The organism is Nocardia sp. NPDC059240 (assembly GCF_042753865.1).
Taxonomy (GTDB): domain Bacteria; phylum Actinomycetota; class Actinomycetes; order Mycobacteriales; family Mycobacteriaceae; genus Nocardia.
Window position 1 is genome coordinate 93,818 of the sequence record NZ_JBHZAC010000019.1, and the last position, 26,827, is coordinate 120,644.

Annotated in this window: 26 protein-coding genes and 1 other RNA gene; 15 read left to right on the top strand and 12 right to left on the bottom strand. The window is 68.7% G+C overall.

Annotated elements, in window-relative coordinates; all coding sequences use genetic code 11:
* The first annotated feature begins 9 nt into the window (after positions 1-9).
* Positions 10-816: an LLM class flavin-dependent oxidoreductase gene (locus tag ACFXHA_RS42880; RefSeq protein ID WP_379366751.1), complete on the top strand. Its 807-nt coding sequence runs from the start codon at positions 10-12 to the stop codon at positions 814-816.
* Positions 817-839: 23 nt separating this feature from the next.
* Here the strand turns inward: ACFXHA_RS42880 and ACFXHA_RS42885 are convergent, their stop codons facing one another.
* Entirely contained in the window at positions 840-1,325 is a 486-nt protein-coding gene (locus tag ACFXHA_RS42885; RefSeq protein ID WP_379366752.1) for a 4-oxalocrotonate tautomerase family protein, read from the bottom strand.
* A 101-nt stretch (positions 1,326-1,426) separates the two neighbouring features.
* Here ACFXHA_RS42885 and ACFXHA_RS42890 point away from each other — a divergent pair, with 101 nt between their 5' ends.
* Positions 1,427-1,906, top strand: coding sequence for a winged helix-turn-helix transcriptional regulator (locus ACFXHA_RS42890; RefSeq protein WP_379366753.1), 480 nt, complete (start codon positions 1,427-1,429; stop codon positions 1,904-1,906).
* Positions 1,907-2,028: 122 nt separating this feature from the next.
* On the opposite strand, the gene ACFXHA_RS42895 is transcribed toward ACFXHA_RS42890, so the two are convergent.
* Entirely contained in the window at positions 2,029-2,601 is a 573-nt protein-coding gene (locus ACFXHA_RS42895) for a TetR/AcrR family transcriptional regulator (RefSeq protein ID WP_379366754.1), read from the bottom strand.
* A gap of 83 nt (positions 2,602-2,684) precedes the next feature.
* Between ACFXHA_RS42895 and ACFXHA_RS42900 the strand changes: the two genes are divergently transcribed.
* Positions 2,685-3,575 (top strand): SDR family oxidoreductase, encoded by an 891-nt coding sequence (locus tag ACFXHA_RS42900; RefSeq protein WP_379366756.1) that lies wholly within the window; start codon positions 2,685-2,687, stop codon positions 3,573-3,575.
* Between the two features lie 74 nt (positions 3,576-3,649).
* Here the strand turns inward: ACFXHA_RS42900 and ACFXHA_RS42905 are convergent, their stop codons facing one another.
* The 4 genes from ACFXHA_RS42905 to rnpB form a co-directional block, all read right to left on the bottom strand.
* A complete protein-coding gene (locus ACFXHA_RS42905) occupies positions 3,650-5,110 on the bottom strand; it encodes an RNB domain-containing ribonuclease (protein WP_379366757.1) in 1,461 nt (486 codons plus the stop codon).
* A gap of 15 nt (positions 5,111-5,125) precedes the next feature.
* Positions 5,126-5,458, bottom strand: a complete 333-nt coding sequence (locus ACFXHA_RS42910; RefSeq protein ID WP_379366759.1) for a hypothetical protein — start codon at positions 5,456-5,458, stop codon at positions 5,126-5,128.
* Positions 5,459-5,885: 427 nt separating this feature from the next.
* A complete protein-coding gene (locus ACFXHA_RS42915; RefSeq protein ID WP_379366761.1) occupies positions 5,886-6,869 on the bottom strand; it encodes an SPFH domain-containing protein in 984 nt (327 codons plus the stop codon).
* Positions 6,870-6,983: 114 nt separating this feature from the next.
* Positions 6,984-7,412, bottom strand: an RNA gene (gene rnpB / locus ACFXHA_RS42920) — RNase P RNA component class A.
* Positions 7,413-7,442: 30 nt separating this feature from the next.
* Here rnpB and ACFXHA_RS42925 point away from each other — a divergent pair.
* The gene (locus ACFXHA_RS42925; RefSeq protein ID WP_379366763.1) at positions 7,443-8,330 is read left to right on the top strand and encodes an alpha/beta hydrolase; all 888 of its coding nucleotides are present in this window, start codon (positions 7,443-7,445) and stop codon (positions 8,328-8,330) included.
* Positions 8,331-8,373: 43 nt separating this feature from the next.
* On the opposite strand, the gene ACFXHA_RS42930 is transcribed toward ACFXHA_RS42925, so the two are convergent.
* The 4 genes from ACFXHA_RS42930 to cobC all read right to left on the bottom strand — a co-directional run bounded on the left by ACFXHA_RS42930 (position 8,374) and on the right by cobC (position 12,937).
* Positions 8,374-9,585: a bifunctional RNase H/acid phosphatase gene (locus ACFXHA_RS42930; protein WP_379366798.1), complete on the bottom strand. Its 1,212-nt coding sequence runs from the start codon at positions 9,583-9,585 to the stop codon at positions 8,374-8,376.
* Between the two features lie 203 nt (positions 9,586-9,788).
* Positions 9,789-10,526, bottom strand: coding sequence for a zinc ribbon domain-containing protein (locus ACFXHA_RS42935; protein WP_379366765.1), 738 nt, complete (start codon positions 10,524-10,526; stop codon positions 9,789-9,791).
* A 165-nt stretch (positions 10,527-10,691) separates the two neighbouring features.
* Complete coding sequence (locus tag ACFXHA_RS42940; RefSeq protein ID WP_379366767.1) at positions 10,692-11,825, bottom strand: Nif3-like dinuclear metal center hexameric protein; 1,134 nt, start codon at positions 11,823-11,825, stop codon at positions 10,692-10,694.
* Between the two features lie 62 nt (positions 11,826-11,887).
* The gene (cobC, locus tag ACFXHA_RS42945; RefSeq protein WP_379366769.1) at positions 11,888-12,937 is read right to left on the bottom strand and encodes an Rv2231c family pyridoxal phosphate-dependent protein CobC; all 1,050 of its coding nucleotides are present in this window, start codon (positions 12,935-12,937) and stop codon (positions 11,888-11,890) included.
* Positions 12,938-12,981: 44 nt separating this feature from the next.
* Between cobC and ACFXHA_RS42950 the strand changes: the two genes are divergently transcribed.
* The 4 genes from ACFXHA_RS42950 to sigJ all read left to right on the top strand — a co-directional run bounded on the left by ACFXHA_RS42950 (position 12,982) and on the right by sigJ (position 16,902).
* On the top strand, positions 12,982-13,494 hold the full coding sequence (locus tag ACFXHA_RS42950; protein WP_379366771.1) for a low molecular weight protein-tyrosine-phosphatase: 513 nt from the start codon (positions 12,982-12,984) through the stop codon (positions 13,492-13,494).
* 17 nt (positions 13,495-13,511) lie between these two features.
* Complete coding sequence (locus tag ACFXHA_RS42955) at positions 13,512-14,441, top strand: SURF1 family protein (RefSeq protein ID WP_379366800.1); 930 nt, start codon at positions 13,512-13,514, stop codon at positions 14,439-14,441.
* Positions 14,442-14,673: 232 nt separating this feature from the next.
* Entirely contained in the window at positions 14,674-15,687 is a 1,014-nt protein-coding gene (locus ACFXHA_RS42960) for a cobalamin biosynthesis protein (protein ID WP_379366773.1), read from the top strand.
* A gap of 243 nt (positions 15,688-15,930) precedes the next feature.
* Complete coding sequence (gene sigJ / locus ACFXHA_RS42965) at positions 15,931-16,902, top strand: RNA polymerase sigma factor SigJ (RefSeq protein WP_379366775.1); 972 nt, start codon at positions 15,931-15,933, stop codon at positions 16,900-16,902.
* Between the two features lie 81 nt (positions 16,903-16,983).
* On the opposite strand, the gene ald is transcribed toward sigJ, so the two are convergent.
* Both ald and ACFXHA_RS42975 read right to left on the bottom strand, forming a co-directional pair.
* Positions 16,984-18,093, bottom strand: coding sequence for an alanine dehydrogenase (gene ald, locus ACFXHA_RS42970; RefSeq protein ID WP_379366802.1), 1,110 nt, complete (start codon positions 18,091-18,093; stop codon positions 16,984-16,986).
* Between the two features lie 96 nt (positions 18,094-18,189).
* On the bottom strand, positions 18,190-18,975 hold the full coding sequence (locus ACFXHA_RS42975) for an MBL fold metallo-hydrolase (RefSeq protein WP_379366777.1): 786 nt from the start codon (positions 18,973-18,975) through the stop codon (positions 18,190-18,192).
* A 71-nt stretch (positions 18,976-19,046) separates the two neighbouring features.
* Between ACFXHA_RS42975 and ACFXHA_RS42980 the strand changes: the two genes are divergently transcribed.
* From ACFXHA_RS42980 to ACFXHA_RS43010, 7 genes are all read left to right on the top strand, one after another.
* Positions 19,047-20,030 carry a GlxA family transcriptional regulator gene (locus ACFXHA_RS42980; protein ID WP_379366779.1) on the top strand — a complete coding sequence of 328 codons (984 nt, stop codon included), beginning with the start codon at positions 19,047-19,049 and terminating at the stop codon, positions 20,028-20,030.
* 113 nt (positions 20,031-20,143) lie between these two features.
* A complete protein-coding gene (locus ACFXHA_RS42985; RefSeq protein WP_379366781.1) occupies positions 20,144-20,659 on the top strand; it encodes a gamma carbonic anhydrase family protein in 516 nt (171 codons plus the stop codon).
* A gap of 140 nt (positions 20,660-20,799) precedes the next feature.
* A complete protein-coding gene (locus ACFXHA_RS42990; protein WP_379366783.1) occupies positions 20,800-20,973 on the top strand; it encodes a hypothetical protein in 174 nt (57 codons plus the stop codon).
* A gap of 135 nt (positions 20,974-21,108) precedes the next feature.
* Positions 21,109-21,741 carry a TetR/AcrR family transcriptional regulator gene (locus ACFXHA_RS42995; RefSeq protein ID WP_379366785.1) on the top strand — a complete coding sequence of 211 codons (633 nt, stop codon included), beginning with the start codon at positions 21,109-21,111 and terminating at the stop codon, positions 21,739-21,741.
* A 53-nt stretch (positions 21,742-21,794) separates the two neighbouring features.
* Complete coding sequence (locus tag ACFXHA_RS43000) at positions 21,795-22,511, top strand: vancomycin high temperature exclusion protein (protein WP_379366787.1); 717 nt, start codon at positions 21,795-21,797, stop codon at positions 22,509-22,511.
* 434 nt (positions 22,512-22,945) lie between these two features.
* Positions 22,946-24,904, top strand: a complete 1,959-nt coding sequence (locus tag ACFXHA_RS43005) for a fructose-specific PTS transporter subunit EIIC (protein WP_379366789.1) — start codon at positions 22,946-22,948, stop codon at positions 24,902-24,904.
* A gap of 200 nt (positions 24,905-25,104) precedes the next feature.
* On the top strand, positions 25,105-26,766 hold the full coding sequence (locus tag ACFXHA_RS43010; RefSeq protein ID WP_379366791.1) for a CocE/NonD family hydrolase: 1,662 nt from the start codon (positions 25,105-25,107) through the stop codon (positions 26,764-26,766).
* Positions 26,767-26,827: the final 61 nt, after the last annotated feature.

Below are 26,827 nucleotides of genomic sequence, written 5' to 3' on the forward strand. Positions count from 1 at the left end.
AGACCGGATATGACCAGGCCGTTCCGCTTCGGGGTCGTGGCCCCGCTCATGACCGACGTGGCGACGTGGCGAGATCGGGTGCGCCGCATCGCGGACGGCGGCTACTCGACGCTGCTGGTGCCCGACTTTCCACTGACGCAGCCCGCGCCCGCTCCCCTACTGGCCACCGCCGCCGCCCTGACCGACCTGCGCGTGGGCACCTGGGTGTACGCCTCGCCGTTCCGCCCGGCGTGGCTGACGGCCTGGGAGGCGCATTCACTGTCGCGACTCACCGAGGGCCGCTTCGAAATGGGTATGGGCACGGGCAGACCCGGCATCGAGGACGAGTTGCGCGGCTACGGCGTGCCAGACGTGCCGCGCCCCAGCGAGCGGCTCGAGCACATCCGGCAGACCGTCGCGCGCCTGCGCGAATACGACGGCCCCGACCGGCACACACCCGTCGCCATGGCCGTCATCGGCCCGAGAGCGCAGGCGCTGGCGGCCGAGGTCGCCGACACCGTCACCTTCGTGCTGGGTGATCAGCCCCGCGCCGAAGTCGCCCGGCTGACAAGCGAATTCCGCGCCCACAGCGACGCCGAACTGGCACTCGCCGTGCCCGTCATCGGCACTAAGGTCGGGGCCCATATGGCGGGCCCCGGTATCGACACCGCCGCACTCCACGCCGCGGACGCCATGACCGTCCTGCCCGATGATCCCGCGGCCGCCGCGGAGGAAATCCAGCGGCGGCGCGAGGAGATGGGCTTCTCCTACTTCGTGTTCGGCGCGGACTTCGCGGAGAAGTTCGCGCCGGTCGTCGCCAAGCTGGCCGGACAGTAGCCGAACAGCACGGCGAGTTCGACCTAACCGACGGTCACCTTCGCTGCGGCCAAACGCTTTTCGGCGTAGGCGCGCCCCTGCTCAGCGTTGCCGGTGACGAGGGTCGCGATATCGGCGAGGGTATGGATGCGGCCGCCACCACCCCAGGTGCCGTCGGGAATCTCGGTGGGGAACACCCAGATTCGGCCCGGATCGCGCGGGCGGTCAGCGGGTTCGGCGTCGAGCACGGCATCGGTGACGGCCCGCACGATGGCCGCGCGGCGTTCCGGGTCGAACTGTCCCTGCGGGACCGAGGCGACGAAGCGGTAGCGGGGCAGGTCGGCGGGTTCGCCCGCGACGTACACGGCCTCGGGGCGGTGCAGGAATACCCAGGCGATCGAGCGCGCGGCGGGGTTCGTCGGATCCGCGCCCTCGTGCCGGAGCAGGAGGTCCGTCAGGGTCGCGAGCAGGTTCTTCTCGGCCGTTTCGTCCAGGGCGCCGGCGGGGATGTAGGCGTCGAGCATCGGCATGGCTGTCTCCAGTTCATGGCTGAGTTTCGAAATTAAACTTAGAATCCGGACGTTACCGGGCTGAGTAGTGAAATACAACCCAGATCGATAGGATGATCACCATGACCGCCGCAGCCGACCGTGCCGCCTTCAGCGCCGAAAACTGCTCGGTCGCACGCACACTGGCCATCGTCGGCGAGAAATGGACGCTGCTGGTCCTGCGTGAAGCCTTCTACGGCGTGCGCCGCTTCTCCGAGTTCCAGGCCCACCTCGGCATCGCCCGCAACTTGCTCACCGCCCGCTTGGCCACCCTCGTCGACCACGGCCTGCTGGACCGCCAGACCTACCAGGACCCGAATTCCCGTGCGCGACAGGAGTATCGGCTCACCACCAAAGGCCGCGACCTGTTCCCCGCGCTGATCGCCCTCATGCAGTGGGGTGACACCTACCTCGCCGACGACGCGGGTCCGGCCGTCGTCGTGGCACACAACGACTGTGGCACCGCCGTTCACGTCGAACTGCGCTGCGCTCATGACCACGGCCCCCTGACCGCCCGCGACACCCACCCGACCCCCGGCCCCGGCGCGCTGCCCACCCCTTGACCCGCACCCAGCCTCTCGCGCCGGTCGCACCCCTCGCCACCCGGCTTCGATGACACTCCCACCATGGCCGCACTCAGGCAGGCACTGGGCCTCGCCAGCGGGTCGCCCGCCAAGGGGGGCGGTCAGGTGAGTGCGCGGGTTGCCGTTCGGAGGTCGTCGAGGGCGGTCAGCGCGTAAGGGGTCAGCGGGGCGTCCGGGGCGGAGCCGAGCCATTGGGCGTAGCCCTGCTTGAAGGCCAGGACACCGAGTTCGGCGGCGAGGTGGGCGATGGACTCGGGAACGCCGCGGGCGCACAGGGATTCGGTCATTGCGGCCGCGAGACCTACGCTCTTGAGCGCATCGCGTTCCTGTAGTTCGACATTGGTGGCGATCGCGGCCTGGAGGCGCGCGCCGATCTCGCGATTCATCGGCCCCATGGCGCCGCAGGCCCGCTCCAGACCGGCCGCGACCGCGTCGAGCGGGGTCGCGCCCTCCGGCGCTTCGGTGATGCCGTCGGTGAGCAGGCGGCACAACGCCTGTTGTCCGGCGACCAGAATTTCGCGCTTGTCCGGGAAGTGCCGGAAGAACGTGCTCTTCGTGACGCCGGCGCGCTCGGCGATCTGCGCGACCGTCGTCGCGTCGTAGCCCTGTTCGGCGAAGAGGTCCACCGCAGCCAGGACGAGCCGCTCCCGCGCTCCAGGTTCCCACCGTGCCATATGGCCATAATAGGTGATGGAACCTTTGTCCCATCACTGCTATGGTGATGGGACAAGAGTCCCATCACTTTCGAGGGAGCGTCATGCACGTATTCATTACCGGCGGCAGCGGTTTGATCGGCTCAGCGGTGGTCGCCGAACTGCTGGGCAACGGCCACACCGTGGTCGCCCTCGCCCGCTCCGACAAGTCCGCGGCTGCCCTCGAAGCCGCTGGGGCCGAACCACTGCGGGGCGATCTCACCGACCTGCCAGTCCTGCGGGCCGGAGCGGCCAAGGCGGACGGCGTGATTCACCTGGCCTTCAGCAACGACTTCAGCAGTGCCGAGGCGCTGGCGGCGAGCGTCGCGGACGAGAGCGCGGCCATCGCCGCCCTGGGCGAGGAACTGCTCGGCAGCGACCGCCCGCTCATCACGGTCTCGGGCACGCCGTACGTGCCGGGGCGCGCCGCCACCGAGACCGACCCGACGTCCACGGAGGGCCCCGTCGGCGGTCGCGGCCGCTCGGTCAACGCCCTCCTGGCACTCGCCTCACAAGGCGTGCGCAGTGCGGCAATTCGCTTGCCGCGCACCGTGCACAACAATGGCGAGGGCGGTTTCGCGGGAGTGCTGACCCAGGCCGCCCGGCGCAGCGGCATAGTCGCCTACCCGGGCGAGGGTGACCAGCGCTGGCCTGCCGTGCACGCACTGGACGCGGCTGTGCTGTTCCGGCTGGCTCTCGAGAAGGCACCCGGCGGTACGGCCTGGCACGCGGTGGCTGACGAAGGCGACGCCGTACGCGACATCGCGACGGTCATCGGCGAGCAGCTCGGACTGCCGGTGCAATCCGTGCCGCCGGAGACCTTCGGCCCCCTCGGCCAGATCTTCATCGTCGATCAGCCCGCGTCGAGCACTCACACTCGCGAGGCCCTCGGCTGGCAGCCTCGCCACCCGAACCTCCTCGCCGACCTCCGCAACCTCCGGCCCGAAACCACCTAGCCGACAACAAGATCAGGGAGCTCTCACTGCGGAAAGTCGGACAGAATTCCGCGCTGAGAGCTCCCTGATCTTGATTACCCCTCGGGCTGATACGCGAAGGTGACCGTGCGGGTGGCGGGGTCGGCGGTGGTGAGGCGGACCTGGAGGTGACGGCCTTCGGGTGGGGTGCCGGTGCATTTGGCCAGGACGGGTGGGTCGGCGATGAAGATTTCGGCGGGACGGGTGCCGGTGGACTCGCGGAGGACTACGGCGTCGAAGTCGGCGCCGACGCGCGGGGTGAGGATGGTGGCTTCGGTGAGGTCGACGCAGGCGCGTTCGACCTTGTTCGCCAAGGCGTCGGTGCGGCGCATGGTGTCGGCCACGGGGGCGAGGCCGTCGAGAACCCACTGCGGGACAGGGGTTTTCGCGCAGTGCGACAGGCAGATCTCGGTGGCGTAGCGGTCGGCCAGGCGGCGCAACGGGGCGGTGACGTGGGCGTACGGTGCGCCGATCGCACTGTGCTGCAAAGTATCCGGGGCCTGGCCGTTGAGGATGGTGTACGACGCGCCGCGCAGCAGGCCGGTGGCCTCGGACATGAGCACCAGGGCGGCCGGGGTGTTGCAGTCCAGGGTGGCCAGCATGCGGGCGGCGGATTCGGTCGCCGGCCATGCCACCCCGAGTGCTGCCGCGGTGCGGCGCATGGAGTCGACGGCCGTCGGCGCGGGCTGTGGCATGGTGCGCAGCAAACCCACATGATCGAGTTTGCCGGTGGCCTCGGAGTTATTGCCATCGAGCATGATTGCGGCCGCGCACATGCCCGTCAGCAGCGAGACCTGTTCGTTCCAGTCATCGGCGGCGGTGCGCGGTTCCACCGCCAATTGCCAATGGTCGATTCCGGTTTGCTCGCCGTCGCGAATAACGCTCTGCGAGGGCAAGCGCAGGGTGATCGCGCCGCGCCGAATTCCGGCCTCGATGCGCAGCCGGCCGAATTCGGGCAGTGCGGCGATCGAGGGGTGCAGGCGACCGGCGTCGGCGTCGGCCTGCACGGTCGTGTAATCGAGGCGGGCGCGCGAACGCACCAGGGCGCGGGTCACCGAAGCGCGCAGTGGCGCGGCATTCTCATCGCATTCGATGGTCCACAGGGCGGCCGGGCGGTCCACGTCGGGCAGCAGGCTGGCGCGATCCTCCGACAGCACGGTCGGGTGCAGCGGCACGGTGCCGTCGGGAAAGTAGAAGGTCTGGCCGCGGGCCAGGGATTCGCGCGCGAGCACTCCGCCGGGAACGACCAGCGCGGCCACGTCGGCGATCGCGTAATAGAGGAGGAATCCCGTCGCGGTGCGTTCCAGGTACAGCGCCTGGTCCAGATCCATGGCACCGGGGGGATCGATGGTGACCAGCGGAATCTCCCGCCGATCGGCCCGGGAACCCGCGAACGCGTCGGCCGCGTCGCGGGCCTCCGAGACGGCCCCGGGCGGATACTCCGAGGCCAATCCGAATTCGGTTCGAACGGCGCCGAAATCCACCGGCGCCGAGACGATCCGCTGATGCAGTTCCACTGCGTTCCGCTGACCCTACTGCAGGGCCAGCATGGTGCCGTTCAGCTCGTTGAACGGACCGTACACGGTGAAAACAACCCGGCCATCCGGGTACTGCGACGACAACGCCGCCGCCGAATCCAGCGCCTCACCGAACGAAGCGGCCGAGGGGTGCGGCAGGCCGGCGAGAACCTGCCCGAAATGGTTCTGCGCAACCCACTGCGTATCCGCCGGGGTGAGATCGACCTGCACCCCACCCGGCAGCGGGGTCACCGCGACCGCGGAGGCGGACCCGGAACCCAGCACAACCGAAACGGAAGCGGCAGCGGCAAGAAGCGCACCGACTGCCAGTTTGCGAGCAATTCGCATTTAGACGAGACCTGCTTTCCGACGTTTGTTGAGCCCTTCGCCCGTTGCGGACCGCAACGGAACTTTCCAACGCGCAACACTTTATGACGTCGATCACGTTCGGTGCTAGTTCAGAGCAGATAACCCGCTCGACACGCCGAGCCACGCCGACACGCGCCGGATGGCGCACCGCAATTCTCATCCAACCGAGGGGTCTGTGCACACGAACGGGAGAGCGGCGTTGCTCACGCCGCCCTCCCGCCGCAGTGGTTCTACTGGCGAACCGCCGCGTTATTCACCGCGCAGTCCACCCGGGAACTTGGCCGTGAAGTACTTGAATCCGTACGCGATCCCGAAAAAGATCACGATGGCCGCCGGCTGAATCACACCCGCCATGACTTACTTCCTCATCCTCAAACGCCGACCGCGCCCGGACCCGGTGCCCGCGCTACGCCGACTCCTTGCCCGCGACCGGCTCACCGGACGCGTTCGTCTTCGCCTGTGCCACCGGGTGTTCCAGGGCGGCCAGGGCCTCCTGGACGCCGGGGCGGCCGAGCAGCGCCATCAACTCGGCGGGGCCGAGGGCCGCCGGGGCGGCGACCGGCGGGGCCGGGAGCTGTTGCTGCTGCTGTTCCTGCTCTTGTTCCTGCTCGACCTCGACAGGCTGCGCCGGCGTGGAACGCTCCAGAAATCGGAGAAGCTCCACGGGAAACGGCAACACCAGGGTCGAATTCTTCTCCGCCGCAACCTGAACCACGGTCTCCAGGAAGCGCAGTTGCAGCGCGGCCGGCGCCTTGGCCATGTTCGCTGCCGCCTCGGCCAGCTTGGTGGAAGCCTGCAATTCGCCCTCGGCGGAGATGATGCGGGCGCGGCGTTCGCGTTCGGCCTCGGCCTGGCGAGACATGGAGCGCTTCAACGCATCCGGCAGCGCCACATCCTTGATCTCCACGCGATCGATGTGCACGCCCCAGCTCAGCGCCGGATTGTCGATCATCATCTCGAGACCCTTGTTGAGCTGCTCCCGATTGGACAGCAGATCATCCAGCTCGCTCTTGCCGATGATGGACCGCAGCGAAGTCTGCGCCACCTGCGCCACCGCGAACAGATAGTCCTGCACCTCGATAATCGCGCGCAACGGATCGACCACCCGGAAGTACACGACCGCGTCCACCCGGACCGTCACATTGTCGCGAGTGATTCCCTCCTGCGCGGGCACCGGCATGGTGACCACCCGCATGGAAACCTTCTGCAACTTGTCCACCCCGGGTATCAAGAGCCGCATCCCCGGCTCCTTCACCGCCCGCACCCGACCCAGCCGCAACAGCACGCCCCGCTCGTACTGCGCGATAACGCGAACCCCCGAGGCCAACGCGATCCCGGCTATGACGACGATGGCGGCCAACCACCCAATCAACAGATACAGAACATCCATTGTTCGCTCCGCGAAAGTATTTCCGCGCCACCGGAAACCCGATGGTGTGCCTCCATCATGGCACCGGACGATCTCCCGGGCGACGACATAACAAACCCGCAACACGACCCGAGGCGGACGAGTCGGTCTGTAAGCCGGATCCTGTCCCCGGTGCGAGCACCGGGTGGCGACCATCCATCTGGACACACCGTTGCCGGGTGCCTCGAGCGGTCCACCCGCAGGCTCGGGCGAGCAGCCCTCAGACACCTGCGCAGTCGCACTCTCGCGAGTCCGACCTTCGACCTTGCTCCGGGCGGGGTTTACCGAGCCGCACCGGTCACCCGGCACGCTGGTGCGCTCTTACCGCACCGTTTCACCCTTACCGGCGGTGCACTTCTCGCGAAGTGCGGCCCACCGGCGGTCTCTTCTCTGTGGCACTGTCCCGCGGGTTGCCCCGGGTTGCCGTTAGCAACCGCCCTGCTCTCCGGAGTCCGGACTTTCCTCGGCGACTGGCAGCGGCACAAGCGTGCCCGTTCCCGTCGCCGCGGCCGCCCGACCGACTCGTCCGCGGCCACCAGGGTACGGTAGGCCCCTATGGAGCGTGTGGAGGTGGGGTTCCCTTCGGGTGGCGAGCAGTGCGCGGCATGGCTGTATCTCCCCGATGGACCGCCCAAACCGCGCCCGCTGGTGGTCATGGGTCACGGGCTGGGGGCGGACCGGGAAATGGGGTTGGACCGGTATGCGCGGCGCTTCGCGTCGGCGGGAATCGCGGGTCTGGCCTTCGACTATCGATATTTCGGGGCGAGCGGCGGTGAGCCGCGGCAGCGGATCGATATCGCCAAGCAGCGCGAGGACTGGCATGCGGCGATCGCGTTCGCGCGCACCATCCGCGGCATCGACGCCACTCGAATCGCACTGTGGGGCAGTTCCTTCGGCGGCGGGCACGTGCTGGCCGTCGCACCGGAAGATCACTACATCGCCGCCGTGGTGGCGCAGTGCCCGTTCACCAGCGGCCGGGCGTCGGCCATGGCGAAGGGGCCGATCAGCCTGCTGCGCACCGGCACCCTCGCACTCACCGATCAGGTTGTGGGGCCGATCATTCGGCGTCCCATCACCGCCCGGCTGGCCGGTAAGAAGCACTCCGCCGCCCTCATGAGCGCCGCCGACGTGCCCGCCGGATTCGGGCGGCTCGCCGAGGAGAGCACACAGTACCGGCCCAAGGTGGCCGCACGCGTCGGCTTGTCGACCCTGTTCGACAATCCCACCCGGCACGTCAAGGACATCAAAGCCCCTGTGCTGTACGCGATCTGCGACAACGACTCGGTGGCACCCGCCGGGCCGACATTGAAGGCGGCCGAGCGCACCAAGCACGCGACCGTGAAGCGCTACCCGATCGGTCACTTCGACATCTACTTCGACGACTGGTTCGAGAAGGCCGTCTACGACCAGACCGAATTCTTGATGGCGACGCTGCGCCCCTGAGCCGGGCAGCCTCGGGCGCAGGGGGTTTCGGCCCCCTGCCCGGTCAGAGGTACGACGTGTCGTTCGCGAGCCGGACAGAAGAACCGCCGTCCGGATAGAACTCCGCGATGGACAGCGACGCCAGATCCAGATGCAGCCGGTACAGCAGCGACGGGCCCACACCCAGCGCGAGCTGCAGCAGCGTCTTGATCGGCGTGACATGGCTGACCACAAGCACATTCGCGCCCGGATGCAGCGCCACCAGGTCACGGCGGGTGGCCTCCACCCGCTCCCGCACCTGATCGAAACTCTCGCCACCGGGCGCGGGCACCGACGGGTCGCCCAGCCACCGCGCATGCAGCTCCGGATCCTGTTCCCGGGCTTCCTGGAACGACATCCCTTCCCAGGCACCGAAATCCGTCTCGATCAACCCGGGCAGCTCCCGCACCGGCAGCCCGAGCGCCCGCCCCGCCGCCTCGGCCGTCTCCTTCGCCCGCCCCAACGGCGAACACACGATCACATCGATCCCGCCCTTGGCCGCAAGCATTTCCGCGGCCTTCCCCGCCTGCTCCCGCCCCAACTCGGTCAACGGCGGATTACCCCGCCCCGAATACCGCCGCTGTACAGAGAGTTCCGTCTGCCCGTGGCGTAGCAACAGCAGCCGCGTCGGCCGCCCGACCGCCCCGGTCCACCCCGGCGAGGGCACAGCACTCGCCTGCGCTCCCCCGGCCGCCGAGCTGTCCACCACGCCACCGGCAACTGCGGCCGCGATCTCCCCGACGGACGAACGGCTTTCGATGCTCGCCACCGACGACGCACCGGACTCCGTCGCAGCGGCGCGTTCGTCCGCCAGCGCGGTGCGGACTTCGCCGACCGTGCCCGCGTCGTCCATGGCCTCGTTGGCGAGCTTGTCCGCGTGCTTGTTCTCCTTGCGCGGAATCCAGGTGAAGCTGACGCGGTCGAAGCCCGCGACCAGCCGCCGGGCGCGGTCGGCGAGCGGAATCATGGCCTCGTGCTTGACCTGCCAGCGCCCGGACATCTGCTCGACGACCAGCTTGGAGTCCATCCGCACGGCCACCTCACGCGCCCCGAGCTCGGCCGCCGCCTCCAAACCCGCGATCAGCCCGCGATATTCGGCAACATTGTTGGTGGCGACACCCAGAAACTCCCGCCGCTCGGCCAGCACCCGCGCATGATCCGCGTCGAACACCACCGCCCCGTACCCGGCGGGCCCGGGATTCCCGCGCGACCCACCATCGGCCTCCACGATCACCATGTCCACCAACGCTGTTCACCTTCCGTGCCGGTCCGGAATGCCACAGCGAACCGCATCCGGCCCGCTGCGCCGGACAGCGATCGCATCATCGTGTTCCGCCACCGCGAGCATTCCGCCCTCGGCGTAGATCTTCCGTCGCCGCCGCACGCCGGATTCGTGGCGGCGGTTCGTCGAGTGGCCGCGTCCATCGTGCGGCGCGGGGCTCAGAGCCCGGAGTGCTTGGTGCGCACCAGGATCGCGCTGCATTCGGGGCAGCGGACGACCACGTTCGGAGCGGTCTGGGAGATGCGGGAGATCTCGCCGCGGTCGAGTTCGATGCGGCAGGCGCCGCAGCGGCGGGCCTGCAGCAGGGCCGCGCCGACACCGTAGGAGGTGCGCTGCTTGTCGTAGGCGGCGAGCAGGTCGGCGGGGAAGCCGCCGGAGAGGGCGATGCGGTCGGACTCGCAGCGCTGCTGGGCGACGGCCAGGTCGGCGAGCGCCTCGTCACGACGACGTTCGGCGTCGACCAGGTCGGTCTCGGCCTGATCCAGGTTGGCGCCGGCGTGGGAGTGGTTGTCGGCCGCGGCTTCGCGCCGCTCCATCACCTCGAGCAGGTCGTCTTCGAGAACCTTGCGGCGGCGTTCCAAGCTGCCCAGCTCGTGCTGCAGCTCCGAGAGCTGCTTGGCGCCGACCGAACCGGCGGTCAGCATGCCGCGGTCGCGTTCCTCACGCTTGCGAACGGCCTCGATCTCGCCTTCGAGTTTGCGGATGTCGCGGTCCAGGTCGTCCATCTGGATCTCGACCTTCACCGCCGCGTCCTTGCGAGTGGTGCGCTCACCCTCGAGCCGCTCCACTTCCTGCTGCTCGGGCAGCACCTTGCGGCGATGCCCGATCCGCGTCAGCTCGGCGTCGACGGCGGCGAGGTCGAGCAGCTTGGCCTGGATCGATGGTTCGGCATTCAACGCGAAGGTCTCCTGGACGCTATGGACGGTTCAACTCTCGAGACTCTCAGGGGCAAGCCCCTGAAACCCCGAGGGGCAGGGAGAGCACTCAAGACTCCCACCGTACCCGCATCGGCGGACCCAATTTGCCAACCCGGCGTCAAGCTGGACATTCGCTCGCGACAGTCAGCAGTCGTCGGCCGCCCCGAGCGTCCACGGGTCGGTGCGGACGGTCGAGACGCGGGTTTCCACGCCGGGAAGTGCGGCGCGCACCACACCTTCGGCCTGTCCGCACCAGGGGAACTCGGTGGCCCAGTGCGCGGCGTCGATCAGCGCCGGACCGCCCGCGCGCAGATGCTCGTCGGCGGGATGATGACGCAGGTCGGAGGTGACATAGGCGTCGACGCCGAGGCGAGACACCTTGCCCAGGAACGAATCTCCCGCCCCACCACACACGGCGACGGTGCGGACGATCCGGTCCGGGTCGCCCGCGGCCCGCACACCCCAGGTGGTGACCGGCAGTCCGGCCCGCACCCGGGCGGTGAACTCGCGCAAGGTTTCCGGGACCGCCAGCTCACCGATGCGGCCGATGCCCAGACTCGACGGCAGCCCGGCCCGCTCGGTGACGTGATAGGCGGGTTCCTCGTACGGATGCGCGGCGTGCAGGGCCGCCAGCACGGCCGCGCGACGCGACGGCGGTGCCACCACTTCGAGCCGGTCCTCGGTGACCTCGTGCAGCTCACCGATCGCGCCCGACGCCGGGTTCGCCCCGTCCAGCGGCCGGAACTGCGAGGTGCCCGCGACCGTCCAGGCGGCATCGGAATACTTCGGGCCCGCCCCGGCCCCCGCGGCGAACAGTGCGTCGAGCACCTCGCCGGAATGCGTGAGCGGCACCGCCACCGTCCATTTGTCCAGTGCGGTCTGCGGTTTCGGGTCCAGCGGCCCGGTGACGGTCAGTCCGATGGCGTGCGCCAGCGCATCCGAGACGCCGGGATCGGCGGAATCGGCATTGGTGTGCGCGGTGAACAGGGCACAGCCGGAGCGGATGAGCTTGTGCAGCAGCGCACCCTTCGGCGTGCTCGCCGCCACCGTGTCCACGCCGCGCAGCAGCAGCGGATGGTGCACGACCAGCGCCTGCGCGCCCCATTCGACGGCCTCGTCCACCACCGCCGCGGTCGCGTCGACCGCGAACAGCACCCGCGACAGCGGTTCGTCCGGGTCACCGGCCACCAGCCCCACCGAATCCCACGATTCGGCCAGCCGGGGCGGGTACGCCGCATCCAGCGCCGCGATGAGATCCGCCAACCGCACCGTCGTCACAATCGAACCTCCTTCTCGCTCACCGACTCACGCCCTCGCCCCCACCCGCCCGGGTCCGCGTTTCACAAACCGACGTCGCGGACGGCCGCGACCAGCACATCCACCTCCGCCGCCGGTCGCACCGCCAGCCGTAGGTATCCGGTATCCAGTCCCGGGAACGTATCACCGCGCCGCACCGCGATCCCCTTGTCCGCGAGCTGCTTTCGCAACAATTCCGCATCCGGCACCCGGATCAGCAGGAACGGCCCGTGCGCGGGCTCGTGCACCTCGATGCCGAGGGCCCGCAGCCGGGGAATCATGGCGGCCCGGTCCACCGAGATCCGCTCGGCCTTGCGCCGCGCGTCGGCAACGGCAGCCGGTTCACTCACTGCCGCAATGGCTTCCAGCTGCAGGGTGCCCAGCGGCCAGTGCGCGCGCCCCTGATTCAAGCGCGCCAGCAGTTCGGGCGCACCGAGCACGTATCCGCACCGCAGCCCGGCCAGCGCCCACGTCTTGGTGAGACTCCGGAACACCAGCACGTCCGGATAGCTCTCTCCAGCAAGGGATTCCGACTCCCCAGGCACCGCGTCTGCGAACGCCTCGTCGACGACCACGATCCGCCCGGGTCGCCGCAACGCCCGAAGATCCTCCGCCGCATGCAATACCGAGGTCGGATTGGTGGGATTGCCGACCACGACCAGATCCGCGTCCTCGGGTACCACGACCCCCGCCAGCGTGTACGGCGCCGCCAGCACCACGCGGGTCACCGGCACCCCACCCTCCCGCAACGCCAACTCCGGCTCGGTGAAGGAAGGATGGATCACCGCAGCCAGCCTGGACCCCAGCCGCGGCAGCATGGCGAACCCCTCCGCCACCCCGGCCAGCAGCAGCACCTCGTCGGCCGAACGCCCGTGCCGTGCCGCAACGGCCACCCGCGCCGCCCACTCATCGCTCGCACTCGGATACCGCCCGAGCTCCCCCAGCCGCGCCGCCAACCGCTCCCGCAACCACTCCGGCGGCGCACTCCCCTGCACGTTCACCGCGAAATCGACCATGCCCGGCAGCGCATCCACGTCCCCGTGATGCCGCAGCCCAGCAGCGTCGAAATCCTGATATTCGGTGTCGTCCGGCACAGCCGTCCACCCTACGTGGCCGCCACCGACACCCACCGGACAGAATGGCTGTCGTGGGCGAGCTGCATGTGACCTTCATCTGCACCGGCAATATCTGCCGGTCCCCGATGGCCGAGAAGATTTTCGCCGCGCATCTGGAGCGCGCCGGGCTGGCGGATCGGGTGCGGGTGAGCAGTGCCGGGACGGGGAGCTGGCATGTGGGGGACGAGGCGGACTCACGGACGAATCGGGAGTTGCGGGCGCACGGGTATCCGACCGGGCATGCGGCGGCGGTGATCGGGGCGGAGCATCGGTCGGCGGATCTGCTGGTGGCGTTGGATACCGGGCATGAGCGGGAGCTGGCCCGGATGGGGGTGCCGTCGGATCGGCGGCGGCTGCTGCGCAGTTTCGATCCGCTGTCCGACGGGCGGTCGGTGCCCGATCCGTATTACGGCGACCAGTCCGATTTCGCATTGGTGCGCGAGCAGATCGAGGCGGCCGTGCCCGGCATGCTGGACTGGGTGCGCGAACAGCTCGGTGAACCGGGCGACGAACAGGCCGGAGGCCGCGACGCATGAGCTCGATCACCGCACTGTTGCGGCGTCTCACCTTCCTGTTTCGACCCAGCTGGCTGATTCTCGCGGTGGTGGTCGCCGGATTCGCGTATCTGTGTTTCTCCGTGCTGGCCCCGTGGCAGCTGGGTAAGAACACCCGCACCTCCGAACGCAATGACCGCATCGCGAATTCGGTGCACGCCGACCCGGTCGACATCACCTCCATGCTGTCGGGCAACGGCAAGAACACCGAATGGCGGCGCGTCACCGCGACCGGTACGTACGTGCCGGATTCGACCGTGCTGGTGCGGCTGCGTCACCTCGACGGGCAGCCCGCCTACACCGTGCTCGCCGCCTTCCGCCTCGATGACGGACGCACCCTGCTGGTCGATCGCGGTCAACTCGCCGCCGCCCAGGGTGGCACCCGCCCGCCCGCCACCATCGCCGACCCGCCCGCGGGCACCCAGCAGGTGGCGGCCCGGGTCCGCGCCTCCGAGGGCATCATCGAGAAGAAGCCGCCCACCACGGAAGAGGGCTACCGCCAGGTCTATTCGACCGACACCGAGCAGGAAGCCACCGTCCTCGGCGTCCCCCTCACCCCCATCCCCACCGACGGCCGCGGCGGCTACCTGCAGCTCGACGCCGGCCAGCCCGGCGCCTTCACCCCCGACCCCCTCCCCCAACTCGACGCCGGCCCCTACCTCTCCTACGGCCTGCAATGGCTGGCCTTCGGTGTGATGGCTCCCCTCGGCCTCGGGTACTTCGTCTGGGCCGAAATCCGCGCCCGCCGCCGCGAAAAAGCCGAAGCCACAGCCCAACCCGCCACCCCAGCCGAACCCGAATCCCCGACCCCCTCCACCACCACACCCGCACCCGCCGCGGCAACCAAGCCCAACGACCCAGCCCCCCAGCCGCAGCAGACCACCAACGAGGCCCGCCTCGCCGACCGCTACGGCGGCACCCGCCGCTGACCCCCCGCGCTCGCTTGCCCTCCGGCGAGCACGCATCGGCGGAGTCGAATCCCAGGAGTCGTGCACCCAGTCGCGGGATCGCGCGACCGACCTCCTCTGACGGTCGGCCAGACCGCGCCCGATGCCCACGAACATGCATTCGCGGAGGCATTTCGCGAGAACGCGTGTACGTGAGTGCATGGTGGCGGGGCGGGGTCGCCGTGGGCGGCTCGGATAGCCTCGGCGGGTGCGAATGGGGACTGCTACTGCGGCCGGGCTGCTGATCGGATTCGGTATGGACCGGGTGCTCGGCGATCCGCGGCGCGGGCACCCCGTAGCCGGGTTCGGGATGGCCGCCATGCGGGTGGAGGAGTTCACCTATCGCGATGATCGTGTCGCGGGCGTGATCCACGAGGTCGTGCTGGTCGGCGCGACGGTCGGGCTGGGGCTCGGCCTGCACCGCCTGGTGGTGGGCCGTCCTGGCACGGTTCGGCGAATTCGGGAGCGGCGCATCGGCAACCGCATCGACCGGGGCACCGGCGGCGGGTCGGCGCGCACGTTCGGGGAGGTATTGCTGACGGCCGCGACCACCTGGACCGTCCTGGGCGGCACCACTTTGGCCAAGACCGGGCGGGAGATGGCGGATCGGCTGGAGTCCGGGGATCTCGACGGGGCGCGGGAGCTGCTGCCCTCGCTGTGCGGGCGGGATCCTGACCTACTCGACGCCGACGGGTTGGCCAGAGCCGCGTTGGAGTCGATCGCCGAGAACACCTCCGATGCGACTGTCGCGCCGCTGTTCTGGGGTGCGGTCGCCGGTGTACCCGGCCTGCTGGCGTATCGGGCGATCAACACGCTCGACGCGATGATCGGATACCGCAACGAGCGGTACACCCGATTCGGCTGGGCGGCAGCGCGCACCGATGATGTGGCGAATCTGGCTCCCGCGCGGGTCAGCGGAATCATCACCACCGCACTGGCTCCCGTGATCGGCGGCCGCCCCACCGACGCCTGGCGAGCGTGGCGGCGGGATGCCGGCAAACATCCGAGCCCGAATGCCGGTGTGGCGGAAGCATCCATGGCGGGCGCCCTCGGCGTGACGCTCGGCGGCAAGACCGAGTACCGCCACGGCGTCGAGATGCGCCCCACGCTCGGCGACGGCCCGGTGCCCCGAGTAGCGGATCTGCGCCGCGCAGTACGCCTCTCGGAAGCCGTCCAAGCCGCCACCGCCCTCGCCGCGGCGATAGCCGCCTACCTGCGTCGCCGCTGACCACCCTGGCCTCCGCGCACCCCGACACCTTCCGGATCTTGCCGCCCACCGCAGGATCCGACTGACCTCCAGTGGCTCCGCCCCGGCCTCCTCGGCGGCTGGTAGGTCGAGTTCGTGGCGCGTTGCGGGTGGACATATTGCGCGACTGGACGGTCGTTTTCGATAGATTCGGGGCGGGATGTCACAGTCCGGCGAGGTATTTCGTCGGGGTGGTAGGTGGCTTGCCCAGCACGGGCGGGATTGATGAGCAGCGAGGGTGCGATGAGTGGTGACGAGCGGAACCAGCCCGATCAGGCCGAGCTGGCCCGGCGGTTCGAGGAGCATCGGGGCTATCTGCGGCGGGTCGCCTACAGCACGCTCGGGAGTCTCAGCGATGCCGACGATGTGGTGCAGGAGGCGTGGCTGCGGCTGGTCAGGTACTACGAGACCAGTCCGGAGGGTGCGGATATCGAGAATCTGCGCGCCTGGCTGACCACCGTCACCGGCCGCCTCGCGCTCGATCATCTCGGGTCGGCGCGGGCGCGGCGGGAACAGTATGTGGGCGAATGGCTTCCGGAGCCGGAGATCACCACCTGGGACGATCCGGCCGACCGCATCTCCCAGGACGAGCGCGTCACCACCGCCCTGCTGGTGGTGCTGGAATCGCTGTCCCCGGCCGAGCGCACCGCCTTCGTACTGCAGGACGTATTCGGCATGACCGGACCGGAGGTCGCCGAGGTGGTCGGCCGCACCCCGGCCGCCGTGCGCCAATTGGCCTCACGCGCCCGCAAACACGTGGAGAACGGCACGCCCCGTTTCCCGGCCAGCGCCGACGAGCACGAGAAGGTGGTGTCCGCCTTCGCCGTCGCCTGGCGTTCCGGTGATATGAGCGCCCTGCTCGGCCTGCTCGATTCGAATGTCACCTTCACCGCCGACGGCGGCGGCAAGGTCAACGCCTTCCGCCATCCGATGCACGGCGCGGACACGGTGGCCCGGACCCTGCTCGGCTTCCTCGCGTACTCCTCGAAGGTCGGTGGCGGTTGGGGCCGTTCGGTGCTGGTCAACGGGCAGCCCGGACTCGTGGTGTTCGACGGCAAGAACACCGGTGTCTTCTCCTTCACCATCGACGACGGCCGCATCACCAAGATCGACGTGGTCCGCAATCCGGACAAGATCCACCTGCCCGACGACGCCGATCCGGACTGGGCGCTGGGCGAGACCCAGCCCGACGCCTGAGCACAGAAAGCTGAGCACTCGACCGCCTTCGGTAGCGGGCCCGCAACCACTCTCGGTTGCGGGCCCGCGGTATTCGAACGGTCAGGAGGCGACGCGGGTGACCGGCCGCAGCCCGTGCGCGGCGGCCACCTCGGCCGAGTACAGCCGCCCACCGTCGGCCGTGAGCCCTTGCGCCAGTCCCGGATCCGCCGCGCAGGCACCCGCCCAGCCGAGATCCGCGATGGCGCGGGCGTACGGCAGCGTGACATTGGTGAGCGCCACAGTGGAGGTGTGCGGCACCGCCCCGGGCATATTGGCCACGCAGTAGAACAGTGAATCCGCCACGCGGAACGTCGGATTCGCGTGCGTGGTGGGATGCGACCCCTGGAAGCACCCGCCCTGGTCGATGGCGATGTCGACCAGCACCGAGCCCGGCCGCATATGGGCGACCAGCGCATCGGACACCAGCTTCGGTGCGCGCGCACCCGGCACCAGGACCGACCCGATCACCAGATCCGCTGCCAGCACCGCCTTCTCGACCTCGGCGGCATTGGAGCCCAGCGTCGTGACCCGCCCGCCGAACCGTTCGTCGAGTTGACGCAGTCGCGCGATATTGGTGTCCAGCACGGTGACTCGCGCCCCCATACCCGCCGCGACCGCCGCCGCATTGCTGCCCGCGACCCCACCGCCGAGCACCGTGACATCGGCGGGCCGCACTCCCGGCACCCCGCCCAGCAACAGTCCGGCACCGCCCTGCGGCGACATCAGGTGGTACGCGCCCACCTGGCTGCCGAGCTTGCCCGCCACCTCGCTCATGGGCGCGAGCAACGGCAGCGAGCCGTCGACCGCGCGCACAGTCTCGTAGGCGATCGCTGTGATCCCGGAGCCCAAGATCGCGTCCGTGCATTCCCGGGACGCGGCCAGGTGCAGGAAGGTGAACAGCACCTGCCCCGCCCGCATCCGCGAATACTCCTCCGCAATGGGTTCTTTCACCTTCAACACCAGCTCGCCGGTACCCCACACCTCCTCCGGCGTGGCCGCGATCCGGGCCCCGGCGGCGACGAAGTCGGCATCGGCGAACCCAGACCCGATCCCCGCACCCACCTCGATCAGCACCTCGTGCCCGTGCCGCACCAGCTCCCCGGCACCGGCCGGGGTGAGCGCGACCCGATACTCCTGTTCCTTGACCTCCCGTGGAACCCCGATTCTCATACCGCCATCGTCGTCCTGGGCGGCCCGCGCCGCCACGACCGCCACGACGCGTTTTCGAATCACGCTATCCCATAGCAACTGCCCCGGCGACGACGCTCAAGACGCCACGGTGATCGCCAGCACCTGCCCCGGAGCCGGAATGCGCAGCAGGTGGGTGCGGTCGGCGACCGAGAAGCGGTGGGTCAGGTAGTCGAGGTGCTCGGAGAAGTGCGCCCACCCCTCGGCGTGCACGGGCACTATCACGGCGTTGCCGAGCGCCTCGGAGGCGTGGACGGCGGTGCGGCCGTTGAGAGTCAGGTCGTGGTCACCGAAACGGTCGGTGTTGGCCGCACCGACATTGAGGATGGCGATATCGATGCGACCGATGCGCTCCGCGATCTGCTGCACGTATTCGACCGAGGCATTGTCACCCGACACGTACACCGTCGGCAGCCCGTCGGCCTGCAACACGAACCCGGTGACCACACCGGTGAACCGCTCACACCCCTCCGGCCCGTGCAACGCGGGCACCCCGGTCACGGTCACCGCCCCGATCCGCACCGACTCCCAGTTCGCCAGCCCCCGAACCCCTTCCAGACGCCCGGCGGCGTCGGGTGTCGAGAGCACGTGCTCGACGGACGGCAGCAGCGCCCGCCCGGCGGCATCGAGATTGTCCGCATGCTGATCGTGCGACAGCAACACCACATCGATCGCCCCGATCTCGACCACCGGCACAGCGGGCCCGGTCAGCTTGTACAGCGTCACCGGCCCGGGGTAGTCGCCCGGCTCGTCGAACGTGGGATCGGTCAGCCAGGTGAGGTCCCCGTACTCGAATCGCACAGTGGGCCCGCCGATGTGGAGGACTTCGAGGGTGGTGGCCGCGGCATCGATCGTGTTCGTCATGGCTGTAAGTCTCGTGATCCGGCCACCCTGCCGACAGTGGCCCGAAGGCCGCGCTTCGATAAGATCGGGCCATGCCGGTTGCTCTGCCCGCCACGCCCACTCCCCCGCACACCGTGGCCATCCTCGCCTACGACGGCATCAGCCCGTTCCACCTGTCGGTCCCGACCCTAGTGTTCGGCCGCATCGGAGCGGGCGGTCCGGAAGGCAGTCCGTACCGGGTGATCGTCTGCGCCGAGCGCCCCGGAAATCTCGCCACCCCGGCGGGTTTCGACATCGTCGTGACGCACGGACTGGAGGCCGCCGAGGCCGCGGACACGATCGTCATCCCCAGCTGGGAGCGCGATCTCCCACTGCCCGAACCGATTCGCGACACCCTGCATCGCGCCCACGCGCGCGGCGCCCGCATCGTCGGCCTATGCCTGGGCGCCTGGGCGGTCGCCGCCAGTGGACTCGCCGACGGCCGCGAGATCACCACACACTGGTCGGCCGCCGCCGCGCTGGGTCGCGCGTATCCGGCCGTCCGCGTCCGGGCCGACACGCTGTGGTCCGATGACGGCGACATCATCACCTCCGCGGGCACGGCCGCGGCTCTCGACTGCTGCCTGCATCTGGTGCGCACCGACCACGGCAGCCGCGCCGCCGCCGAGCTCGCCCGCCGCCTGGTGCTGGCCCCGCACCGCAGCGGTTCCCAGGCGCAGTACATCCCGGTCGCGGTACCGGAGGCGGCCGACCAGGACCCGATCGAGTCCGCAATGGTCTGGGCCCGAACACATCTGGACGACCCGGTGGATCTGGACGGCTGGGCCCGCACCGCCCTCATGTCCCGCCGCACCTTCACCCGCCGCTTCCGCGACCGCACCGGCACCAGCCCGCAACAGTGGCTGCTGCAGCAGCGCGTCGATCACGCCCGCCTACTCCTGGAGTCCACCGACGACACCATGGACCGCATCGCCGCCGACTCCGGCCTGGGCACCAGCATCAACCTCCGCCACCACTTCCACCGCCTCCTCGGCACCACCCCCGCCGCGCACCGCGCCCTCTTCCGCCGCAGCTGACCAAGATCGGGAGTACTCAGCGCGGAAATTTGTCCGGTTCACCGCGCTGAGTACTCCCGATCTCGATGCTCCCCGGCGGCGGGGGCGGGAGGGGGGCGGCTATGTTCGCGGGCATGAGGATTCAGCTGGGTGAGCATGCGCCGCAGGTCGATGAGAGTGCGTGGATCGCGCCTAATGCGACGGTGATCGGGCGGGTGACGTTGGCGGCCGAGGTGAGTATTTGGTACTCGGCGGTTTTGCGGGGGGATATGGACTCGATCAGTGTCGGGGAGCGCAGCAATATTCAGGATGGGTGTGTGCTGCATGCCGATCCGGGGTTTCCGTGCACGGTGGGCACGGGGGTTTCGGTGGGGCACAATGCGATTCTGCACGGGTGCACCGTGGAGAACGATGTGCTGATCGGGATGGGGGCGACGGTGCTGAACGGGGCGGTGATCGGGGCGGGGAGTTTGATCGCCGCGAATGCGCTGATTCCGGAGGGCGCGCAGATTCCGCCGGGGTCGCTGGTGGCGGGTGTGCCGGGCAAGGTGCGCCGGGAGTTGAGCGAGGCGGAGCGTGATCACATTCGCTTGAATGCCGCTGCGTACCTGTACGCGTCGTCGCAGCATCAGCAGGGTCAAGAGGTGTGACTGAAGGGGGCGTGTGAGAAGCCCCACACTGAACAAGTGTCCATAACGGCCACTGCTAGCATCGTGCGAAGCGTTCCCGGCGGCCCGGGCCAGCCTCCGGTTGCCGGGTGCGCGGTCGGGGCTAGCAGGAGGTTTGAACGGTGTCGTACGAGCACGACGGTATGCACCGACAGCGGATCAGCGTGGCGGATATCGCCGCGCAACCGGGGGGCATCGAGGCGCTACAGCGCCGGGTTCACGAACTGCGTTCCAATGGGCGGGATTTCGCCGCGAACGCGATCGAATGGGAAATGGCCGCCCTCGACGTCCGTTGATCGGACGCGGTGCGAAGCACTCCACACCGTCGGTGCAATAATGCTGGCTCGGCCTGCGTGCCTTGGCCATTCACCGCTGTACGCCTGAGCGGTCCACCGCAATGTCGCGGTCGCCACCGATCGACTGGAGACTCGATGCCGTCCGTGCCCACCATCCTGCAACGCATCCTCGAGAAGCCGCGGGCCGAGGGCGAACAGCTGCTGGAGAGCGCGCTGTCGGCCTTCCTCGACTTCGGGATCAAGCGAACCAGCATGGGAGAGATAGCGCGTCGCGCCGGCATCAGCCCGGCGACGCTTTACCGGCGCTTCGAATCCAAGAACGATCTGGTCGCGGCCGTCGGGGTGCGCGAGGCGCAGCTGTTCATCGCCGGGATCGACGAGCGGGTGCGCGCGGCCACCGGCAGCGGCATGGCGGTCGACGATCAACTGGTCGAGATCTTCGTCGCGTTCATCACCCAGCTGGCGAACAACAAACTGCTGCAACGCCTGTTGCGCACCGAGCCCGACACCGTGCTGCCCCGCCTGACCACCGAGGCCGGGCCGATGCTCGCGGTCGGCCGCACCTACCTGGCCGACAAGCTGCGCGCCCTGCAGATCGTCGGCGACGTACCCGCCTTCGACGCCGACCTGGTCGCGGAAGTGCTTGCCCGGCTGGGCCAGTCCCTGGTGCTCACCCCGGACGGCCTGATTCCGCTGACCGACGAGACCGCGGCCCGCGACTTCGCCCGCCGCACCATCCTGCCGATGATCGGCGTGCAACCGGTCTGAGCTCGACGAAAACCCGTTCGGACAATCCGCCGAGTTCGGGCAGACTGGCGCGCATGCACTACCGCTCGATCCTGCACGCCGCCTGGACGCGGGTCGCCGCCCGGCTGCCGCTGCGCCGCGTCGTCAAGTTGGGGCTGGCAGTGGTGGCGCTGGTCGCGGTGGTGCTCGTCGGCTCGGACCTGTGGCTCCGGATCGCCAACCGGCAGTACGAGTACAGCGTCGACTCCGTCCCGAAGGCCGATGTGGCCATCGTCTTCGGCGCGGAGGTGCATCCCGACGGCAAGCCCTCGGCCTACCTGGCCGCTCGCCTCGACCTCGGCGCCAAGCTGCTGGCGTCGGGCAAGGTGAAGGCGCTGCTGCTCACCGGCGACAACGATCGCCCCAGCTATGACGAGCCGACGGCCATGCGCGCCTACCTGATCGAGCACGGCGTCCCCGCCGCCAAGATCGCGCTGGATTACGCCGGCTTCACCACCTACGAGTCCTGTGTGCGCGCTCACGACATCTTCGGGGTCACCTCGGCCATCGCCGTCACCCAGGATTTCAGTCTGCCGCGCACGGTCGCCATGTGCCGCGCCGCGGGCATCGACGCCACGGCGGTCGGCGACGACACCCAGCTCCACAATGACCTCTACCGCAAGATCTGGTTGCGCGATCAGCTCGCGGACACCAAGGCCGTCTATTCGATGCTCTTCCACCCGGAGCCGAAATTTCGTGGCAAACAGGAGACTTCGGTGCGCGATGCGATGGCGGCCGACCCGCAGCAGTGATCCGGAAATGACGAAACCCCCCGACCCTGTCCCGGAGGTCGAGGGGTTTCAGCTGCTCGGCTAGACGTTTCCGGCCAGCGCGCCACCCATACCCGCGGCAGCGGCGGCAGCCGCGCTACCCGTCATGAGTCCGACCGCGGCGATGACAAGAGCCAACATTCTGTTCCCGACCTTTCACAGTGAATCTTTCGAAGACGCCTCGAAAATTACTGCTGCCCAGCATCGTTCGGCGAGCCCTGCGGCGGAACTCTGGGCGGACTGTATGTCGATACCCAGCACCTTCCCAGTTCCCGATTCGCCGGCCGCGTGGTAATCCGGTTCCGCTGGATCCGACATCACCCAATTGAGATAGCTGAGTCTTTGCTATCAGTCGCTCCCCCGAGCAGAATGCGAATCGTCGGAGCAATGGGCGTGCGTTCGAAGGAGATAGCGGCGTGGGCGATGCTGTCAAATTACTGGCCGTGACCGCGTGTCCCACGGGGATCGCCCACACCTATATGGCCGCCGAGAAACTCGGGCAGGCGGCCGCGGCGCTCGGGATCGACATGAAGGTCGAGACCCAGGGTTCGATCGGTGTCGAGAACGCGATCACGAGCGCCGACGTGGCCGCCGCCGACGGGGTCATCATCGCCGCCGACAAGGATGTCGACCTGGCCCGGTTCGCCGGCAAGCGAGTGCTGATCGTGCCGGTGGCCGAGGGCATCCGGCACCCCGAGAAGCTGATCGAGGACGTGCGATCGGCACCGATCTACCAAGGCGGCGCGGATGATCCGGGCCCCGGGAACAGCGAACGCAGCGTGGCGCTCAAGGCGCTGATGAACGGTGTCAGCTACATGATTCCGTTCGTCGCGGTCGGCGGCCTGCTCATCGCGATCTCACTGTCGCTGGGCGGGCACACGGATCCTACTGGCGGCCTGGTCATTCCGAAGGATTCGATCTGGTACAGCATCAATCAGATCGGTGCCATCGGCTTCAGCCTGATGGTGCCGATCCTGTCCGGCTATATCGCCTACGCGATCGGCGACCGCCCCGCCCTGGTGCCCGGCATGATCGGCGGCTGGATCGCGAACACCGGCGCGCTCTACGACTCCAAGGCGGGTGCGGGCTTCCTGGGCGCGATCGTGACCGGCTTCCTGGCCGGATATCTGGTGCTGTGGATCAAGAAGATCAAGGTCCCCAAGTTCGTCCAACCGATCATGCCGATCATCGTGATCCCGATTCTGGCCACCCTGGGCGTGGGCCTGTTCTTCATCTACGCCATCGGCCATCCCATCGCCTACCTCTTCGAGCACCTCACCTCCTGGCTCGGCGGCATGACCGGAACCAGCGCCATCGCCCTGGGCGCGATCGTGGGCCTGATGATCGCCTTCGACATGGGCGGCCCGGTCAACAAGACCGCCTTCCTGTTCGGCGCGGGCCTCATCGCCACCGGCAATCTCTCGGTCATGGGTATGGCCGCCGCCGCGATCCCGGTCATGCCCCTGGGACAGGGCCTGGCCACGCTGCTGCGCCGCCCGCTCTACGACGCCCAGGAACGTGAGGCCGGGCTGGCGTCGCTGTTCATGGGCTTCTTCGGCATCTCCGAGGGCGCGATCCCGTTCGCGGCTTCTCGTCCCGCACAGGTGATTCCGGCCAATATGGTCGGCGGCGCGGTGGCGGGCGCGATCGCCGGTCTGGCCGGGGTCGGTGACGCGGTACCGCACGGCGGGCCGATCGTGGCCCTGCTGGGCGCGATCAAGGGCATTCCGATGTTCTTCGTCGCGGTGGCGGCGGGCACGGTGGTGACCGCCGTCGTCACGATCGCGCTGATCGAGTTCCGGGTGCGCCGTAGGACCACCACCGCGGTCACCGTCACCGAAACCGGTGGACCCGTATCCGCGCCCGCTGCCGCTGAAACCGCGACTGCCACGGCCGAACCGGAGATTCTCGACGGCGCGCTCACCGAGCGCACGGTGCAGCCGGTCCTCGCGTCCACCGACAAGCAGGCCGCCATCCGCGAAATGGTGGCGCTGGTCGCCCGCAGCGGCAAGGTCACCGATCCGGACGAGTTGCTCGCCGCGGCCCTGCGCCGCGAGGAGGAGGGCGTCACCGGCCTGGGCGACGAGATCGCCATCCCGCACGCCAAGACCGACGCCGTCACCTCCCCGGTGGTGGCCTTCGCCCGCGCGCCGCTCGGCATCGACTGGGACTCCCCCGACGGCAATGCCGCCAAGCTCATTTTCATGATCGCGGTCCCGACGGCTGCCGCGGGCGACGAGCATCTGCGCATTCTCGCCCTGCTGGCCCGCAAGCTGATGGATCCGGCCTTCCGTGAGCGATTGCTCGCGGCACCGGATCGCCCGGCGATCCTCGAAATTCTCGGCGAGATACGGCAACCGGCCGGACAGGTTTAGTCGTTTCACCTCCGCGTATCTGAAATACCGACGAGTCGTTTTGCCAAATGCGCTGGTAGGCAAAGGAACTCGCGCATTCCGAATTCACACACGGCCGATCGGCGGCCGTTGTACGATCGTTCCTGCAACAGGATTGGCAAAAGCCTTCCAACCCTGGAGAATTCGCGAATTCCCTTTTATGCACCGAAAGGGAATATGATATGGCGCAATCAAATTCGGGTCCGTTCCGCCTGCTGACACCCGAACAGGAAGCCGATGCCCTCGCATTCGTGAACGACCTGCTCACCGGTGACGCCACCGGCGTATCCACGTATCTCACCTCCGATGTCGAGGCGGTACGCAGCCAATCGCAGCGGCGGGAGGTGAAAATTCCGGGGCATCAGGGCGTCCAGCTCGACGCTCTCATCGCCTGGCCGGAAACCGACGGGCCGCATCCACTGATCGTCATGCCCGCCGGACTCGACAAGTCCGGCTGGAAGATGTACGGCGGGGCCGTCACCCAGCTACTGAAACGCGGGTATGCCGTGGTCGCCTACACCGAGCGCGGCCTCCCGGGGTCCGATGACGAGAAGGACGAGAACGCCTGTCTGACCGTCGCCGGACCCGAGGACGTCGCCGACGGGTACGCCGTCATCGAGTGGGCTCTGGGACACAGCGAACTGCACGCCGACCGCGACCGGGTGGGCATGATGGGCATCTCCTACGGCTCCGGCATCAGCCAGCTGGTCGCCAACGCTCACCAGGATGTCAAAGTCGTTGTCGCGCTCAGCACCTGGGCCGATCTCGGCGAATCCCTCTACGACCACGGCACCCGGCACATCGCGGCAGCGGAGGCGCTCGCCAAGGTCAGCGACAGACCGAGTCCGGAACTGGAGAAGGTGCTGGAGCTGTTCCGAGCCAACACCGATATCGAACAGGTGCTCGCCTACGCGGCGCAGCGGTCCCCCGCCAAGGTGCCCGATGACCGAAGAAGGTCCGTGCCAACGTTTTTCACGAGCTTCTGGCACGAGACCATCTTCCCGCAGAATCAGCTGCTCGATTACTTCCAGGACTACCCGGGCCCCAAGCGCCTGGACCTGGCCGTCGGCGACCACTCGTCGGTGGAGGTGCTGGGCCTGACCACGGGTCTGTACACCCGTACCACCGAGGCCGCCTACGACTGGCTCGATCACTTCCTGCTCGATATCGACAACGGCATCGACCGCGACGGCGTCGTGCACACCGAGAGCATGCACAGCTTCACCATGACGGCCTCGCCGGACCTGGCCACCTGGTCGAAATCCGCGCGCCGCTACTACTTCCGGGCGCCCGAGACCGGATCCGCCGACGGCATCCTGACCGTGGAACAGCCACCGGCGCAGAGCCAGAGCTTCCAGGCGGGCGCCCAAGAGGTCAAGGTCGCGAACACGATCATCTTCGACGGCCTCGCCGAACGCCTGCGGTTGCCCATCTACCAGTCGCTCAAACGCGTCGACCGGACCCGGGCCGCGGTCTGGACCACGCCGCGCGTGTTCCTCGCGCCGCACCACATCGCTGGTCGGCCGGAAGTGAACGTGACCGTCACCCCCTCCGGCCGAAACGCCACCGTCATCGCCTACCTGTTCGTGCTCGAGCCGTTCACCGGTCTGATGCGCATCGTCACCCACGCGGCGGCCACCATCACCGGCCAGGAATCCGGCCGACCCTCAACCCTGCGAATCCCGCTGCAGGCCACCGACTATCGGGTCCCGGCGCTGCACAAACTGGTCGTGGTCATCGACACCGTCGACCAGTTCTACAGCGACGAGACCGAGCCGGGGGCCATCATCACCCTGTCCACCACGGTGAGCTCCGGATATCTCGATCTTCCGATTGCACCCTGACCGTTGCCCGAATCGCCTTGCCGGAGGCGATTCGGCGGCAAGGTCATACGAAGGGCGGGGC

Coding starts and splice junctions, on each gene's coding strand:
- ACFXHA_RS42880 (WP_379366751.1), top strand. CDS start 10: ATGACCAGGCCGTTCCGCTTCGGGGTCGTGGCCCCGCTCATGACCGAC.
- ACFXHA_RS42885 (WP_379366752.1), bottom strand. CDS start 1,325: ATGCCGATGCTCGACGCCTACATCCCCGCCGGCGCCCTGGACGAAACG.
- ACFXHA_RS42890 (WP_379366753.1), top strand. CDS start 1,427: ATGACCGCCGCAGCCGACCGTGCCGCCTTCAGCGCCGAAAACTGCTCG.
- ACFXHA_RS42895 (WP_379366754.1), bottom strand. CDS start 2,601: ATGGCACGGTGGGAACCTGGAGCGCGGGAGCGGCTCGTCCTGGCTGCG.
- ACFXHA_RS42900 (WP_379366756.1), top strand. CDS start 2,685: ATGCACGTATTCATTACCGGCGGCAGCGGTTTGATCGGCTCAGCGGTG.
- ACFXHA_RS42910 (WP_379366759.1), bottom strand. CDS start 5,458: ATGCGAATTGCTCGCAAACTGGCAGTCGGTGCGCTTCTTGCCGCTGCC.
- ACFXHA_RS42915 (WP_379366761.1), bottom strand. CDS start 6,869: ATGGATGTTCTGTATCTGTTGATTGGGTGGTTGGCCGCCATCGTCGTC.
- ACFXHA_RS42925 (WP_379366763.1), top strand. CDS start 7,443: ATGGAGCGTGTGGAGGTGGGGTTCCCTTCGGGTGGCGAGCAGTGCGCG.
- ACFXHA_RS42930 (WP_379366798.1), bottom strand. CDS start 9,585: ATGGTGATCGTGGAGGCCGATGGTGGGTCGCGCGGGAATCCCGGGCCC.
- ACFXHA_RS42950 (WP_379366771.1), top strand. CDS start 12,982: ATGGCTGTCGTGGGCGAGCTGCATGTGACCTTCATCTGCACCGGCAAT.
- ACFXHA_RS42960 (WP_379366773.1), top strand. CDS start 14,674: ATGGGGACTGCTACTGCGGCCGGGCTGCTGATCGGATTCGGTATGGAC.
- sigJ (WP_379366775.1), top strand. CDS start 15,931: ATGAGCAGCGAGGGTGCGATGAGTGGTGACGAGCGGAACCAGCCCGAT.
- ald (WP_379366802.1), bottom strand. CDS start 18,093: ATGAGAATCGGGGTTCCACGGGAGGTCAAGGAACAGGAGTATCGGGTC.
- ACFXHA_RS42975 (WP_379366777.1), bottom strand. CDS start 18,975: ATGACGAACACGATCGATGCCGCGGCCACCACCCTCGAAGTCCTCCAC.
- ACFXHA_RS42980 (WP_379366779.1), top strand. CDS start 19,047: ATGCCGGTTGCTCTGCCCGCCACGCCCACTCCCCCGCACACCGTGGCC.
- ACFXHA_RS42985 (WP_379366781.1), top strand. CDS start 20,144: ATGAGGATTCAGCTGGGTGAGCATGCGCCGCAGGTCGATGAGAGTGCG.
- ACFXHA_RS42995 (WP_379366785.1), top strand. CDS start 21,109: ATGCCGTCCGTGCCCACCATCCTGCAACGCATCCTCGAGAAGCCGCGG.
- ACFXHA_RS43000 (WP_379366787.1), top strand. CDS start 21,795: ATGCACTACCGCTCGATCCTGCACGCCGCCTGGACGCGGGTCGCCGCC.
- ACFXHA_RS43010 (WP_379366791.1), top strand. CDS start 25,105: ATGGCGCAATCAAATTCGGGTCCGTTCCGCCTGCTGACACCCGAACAG.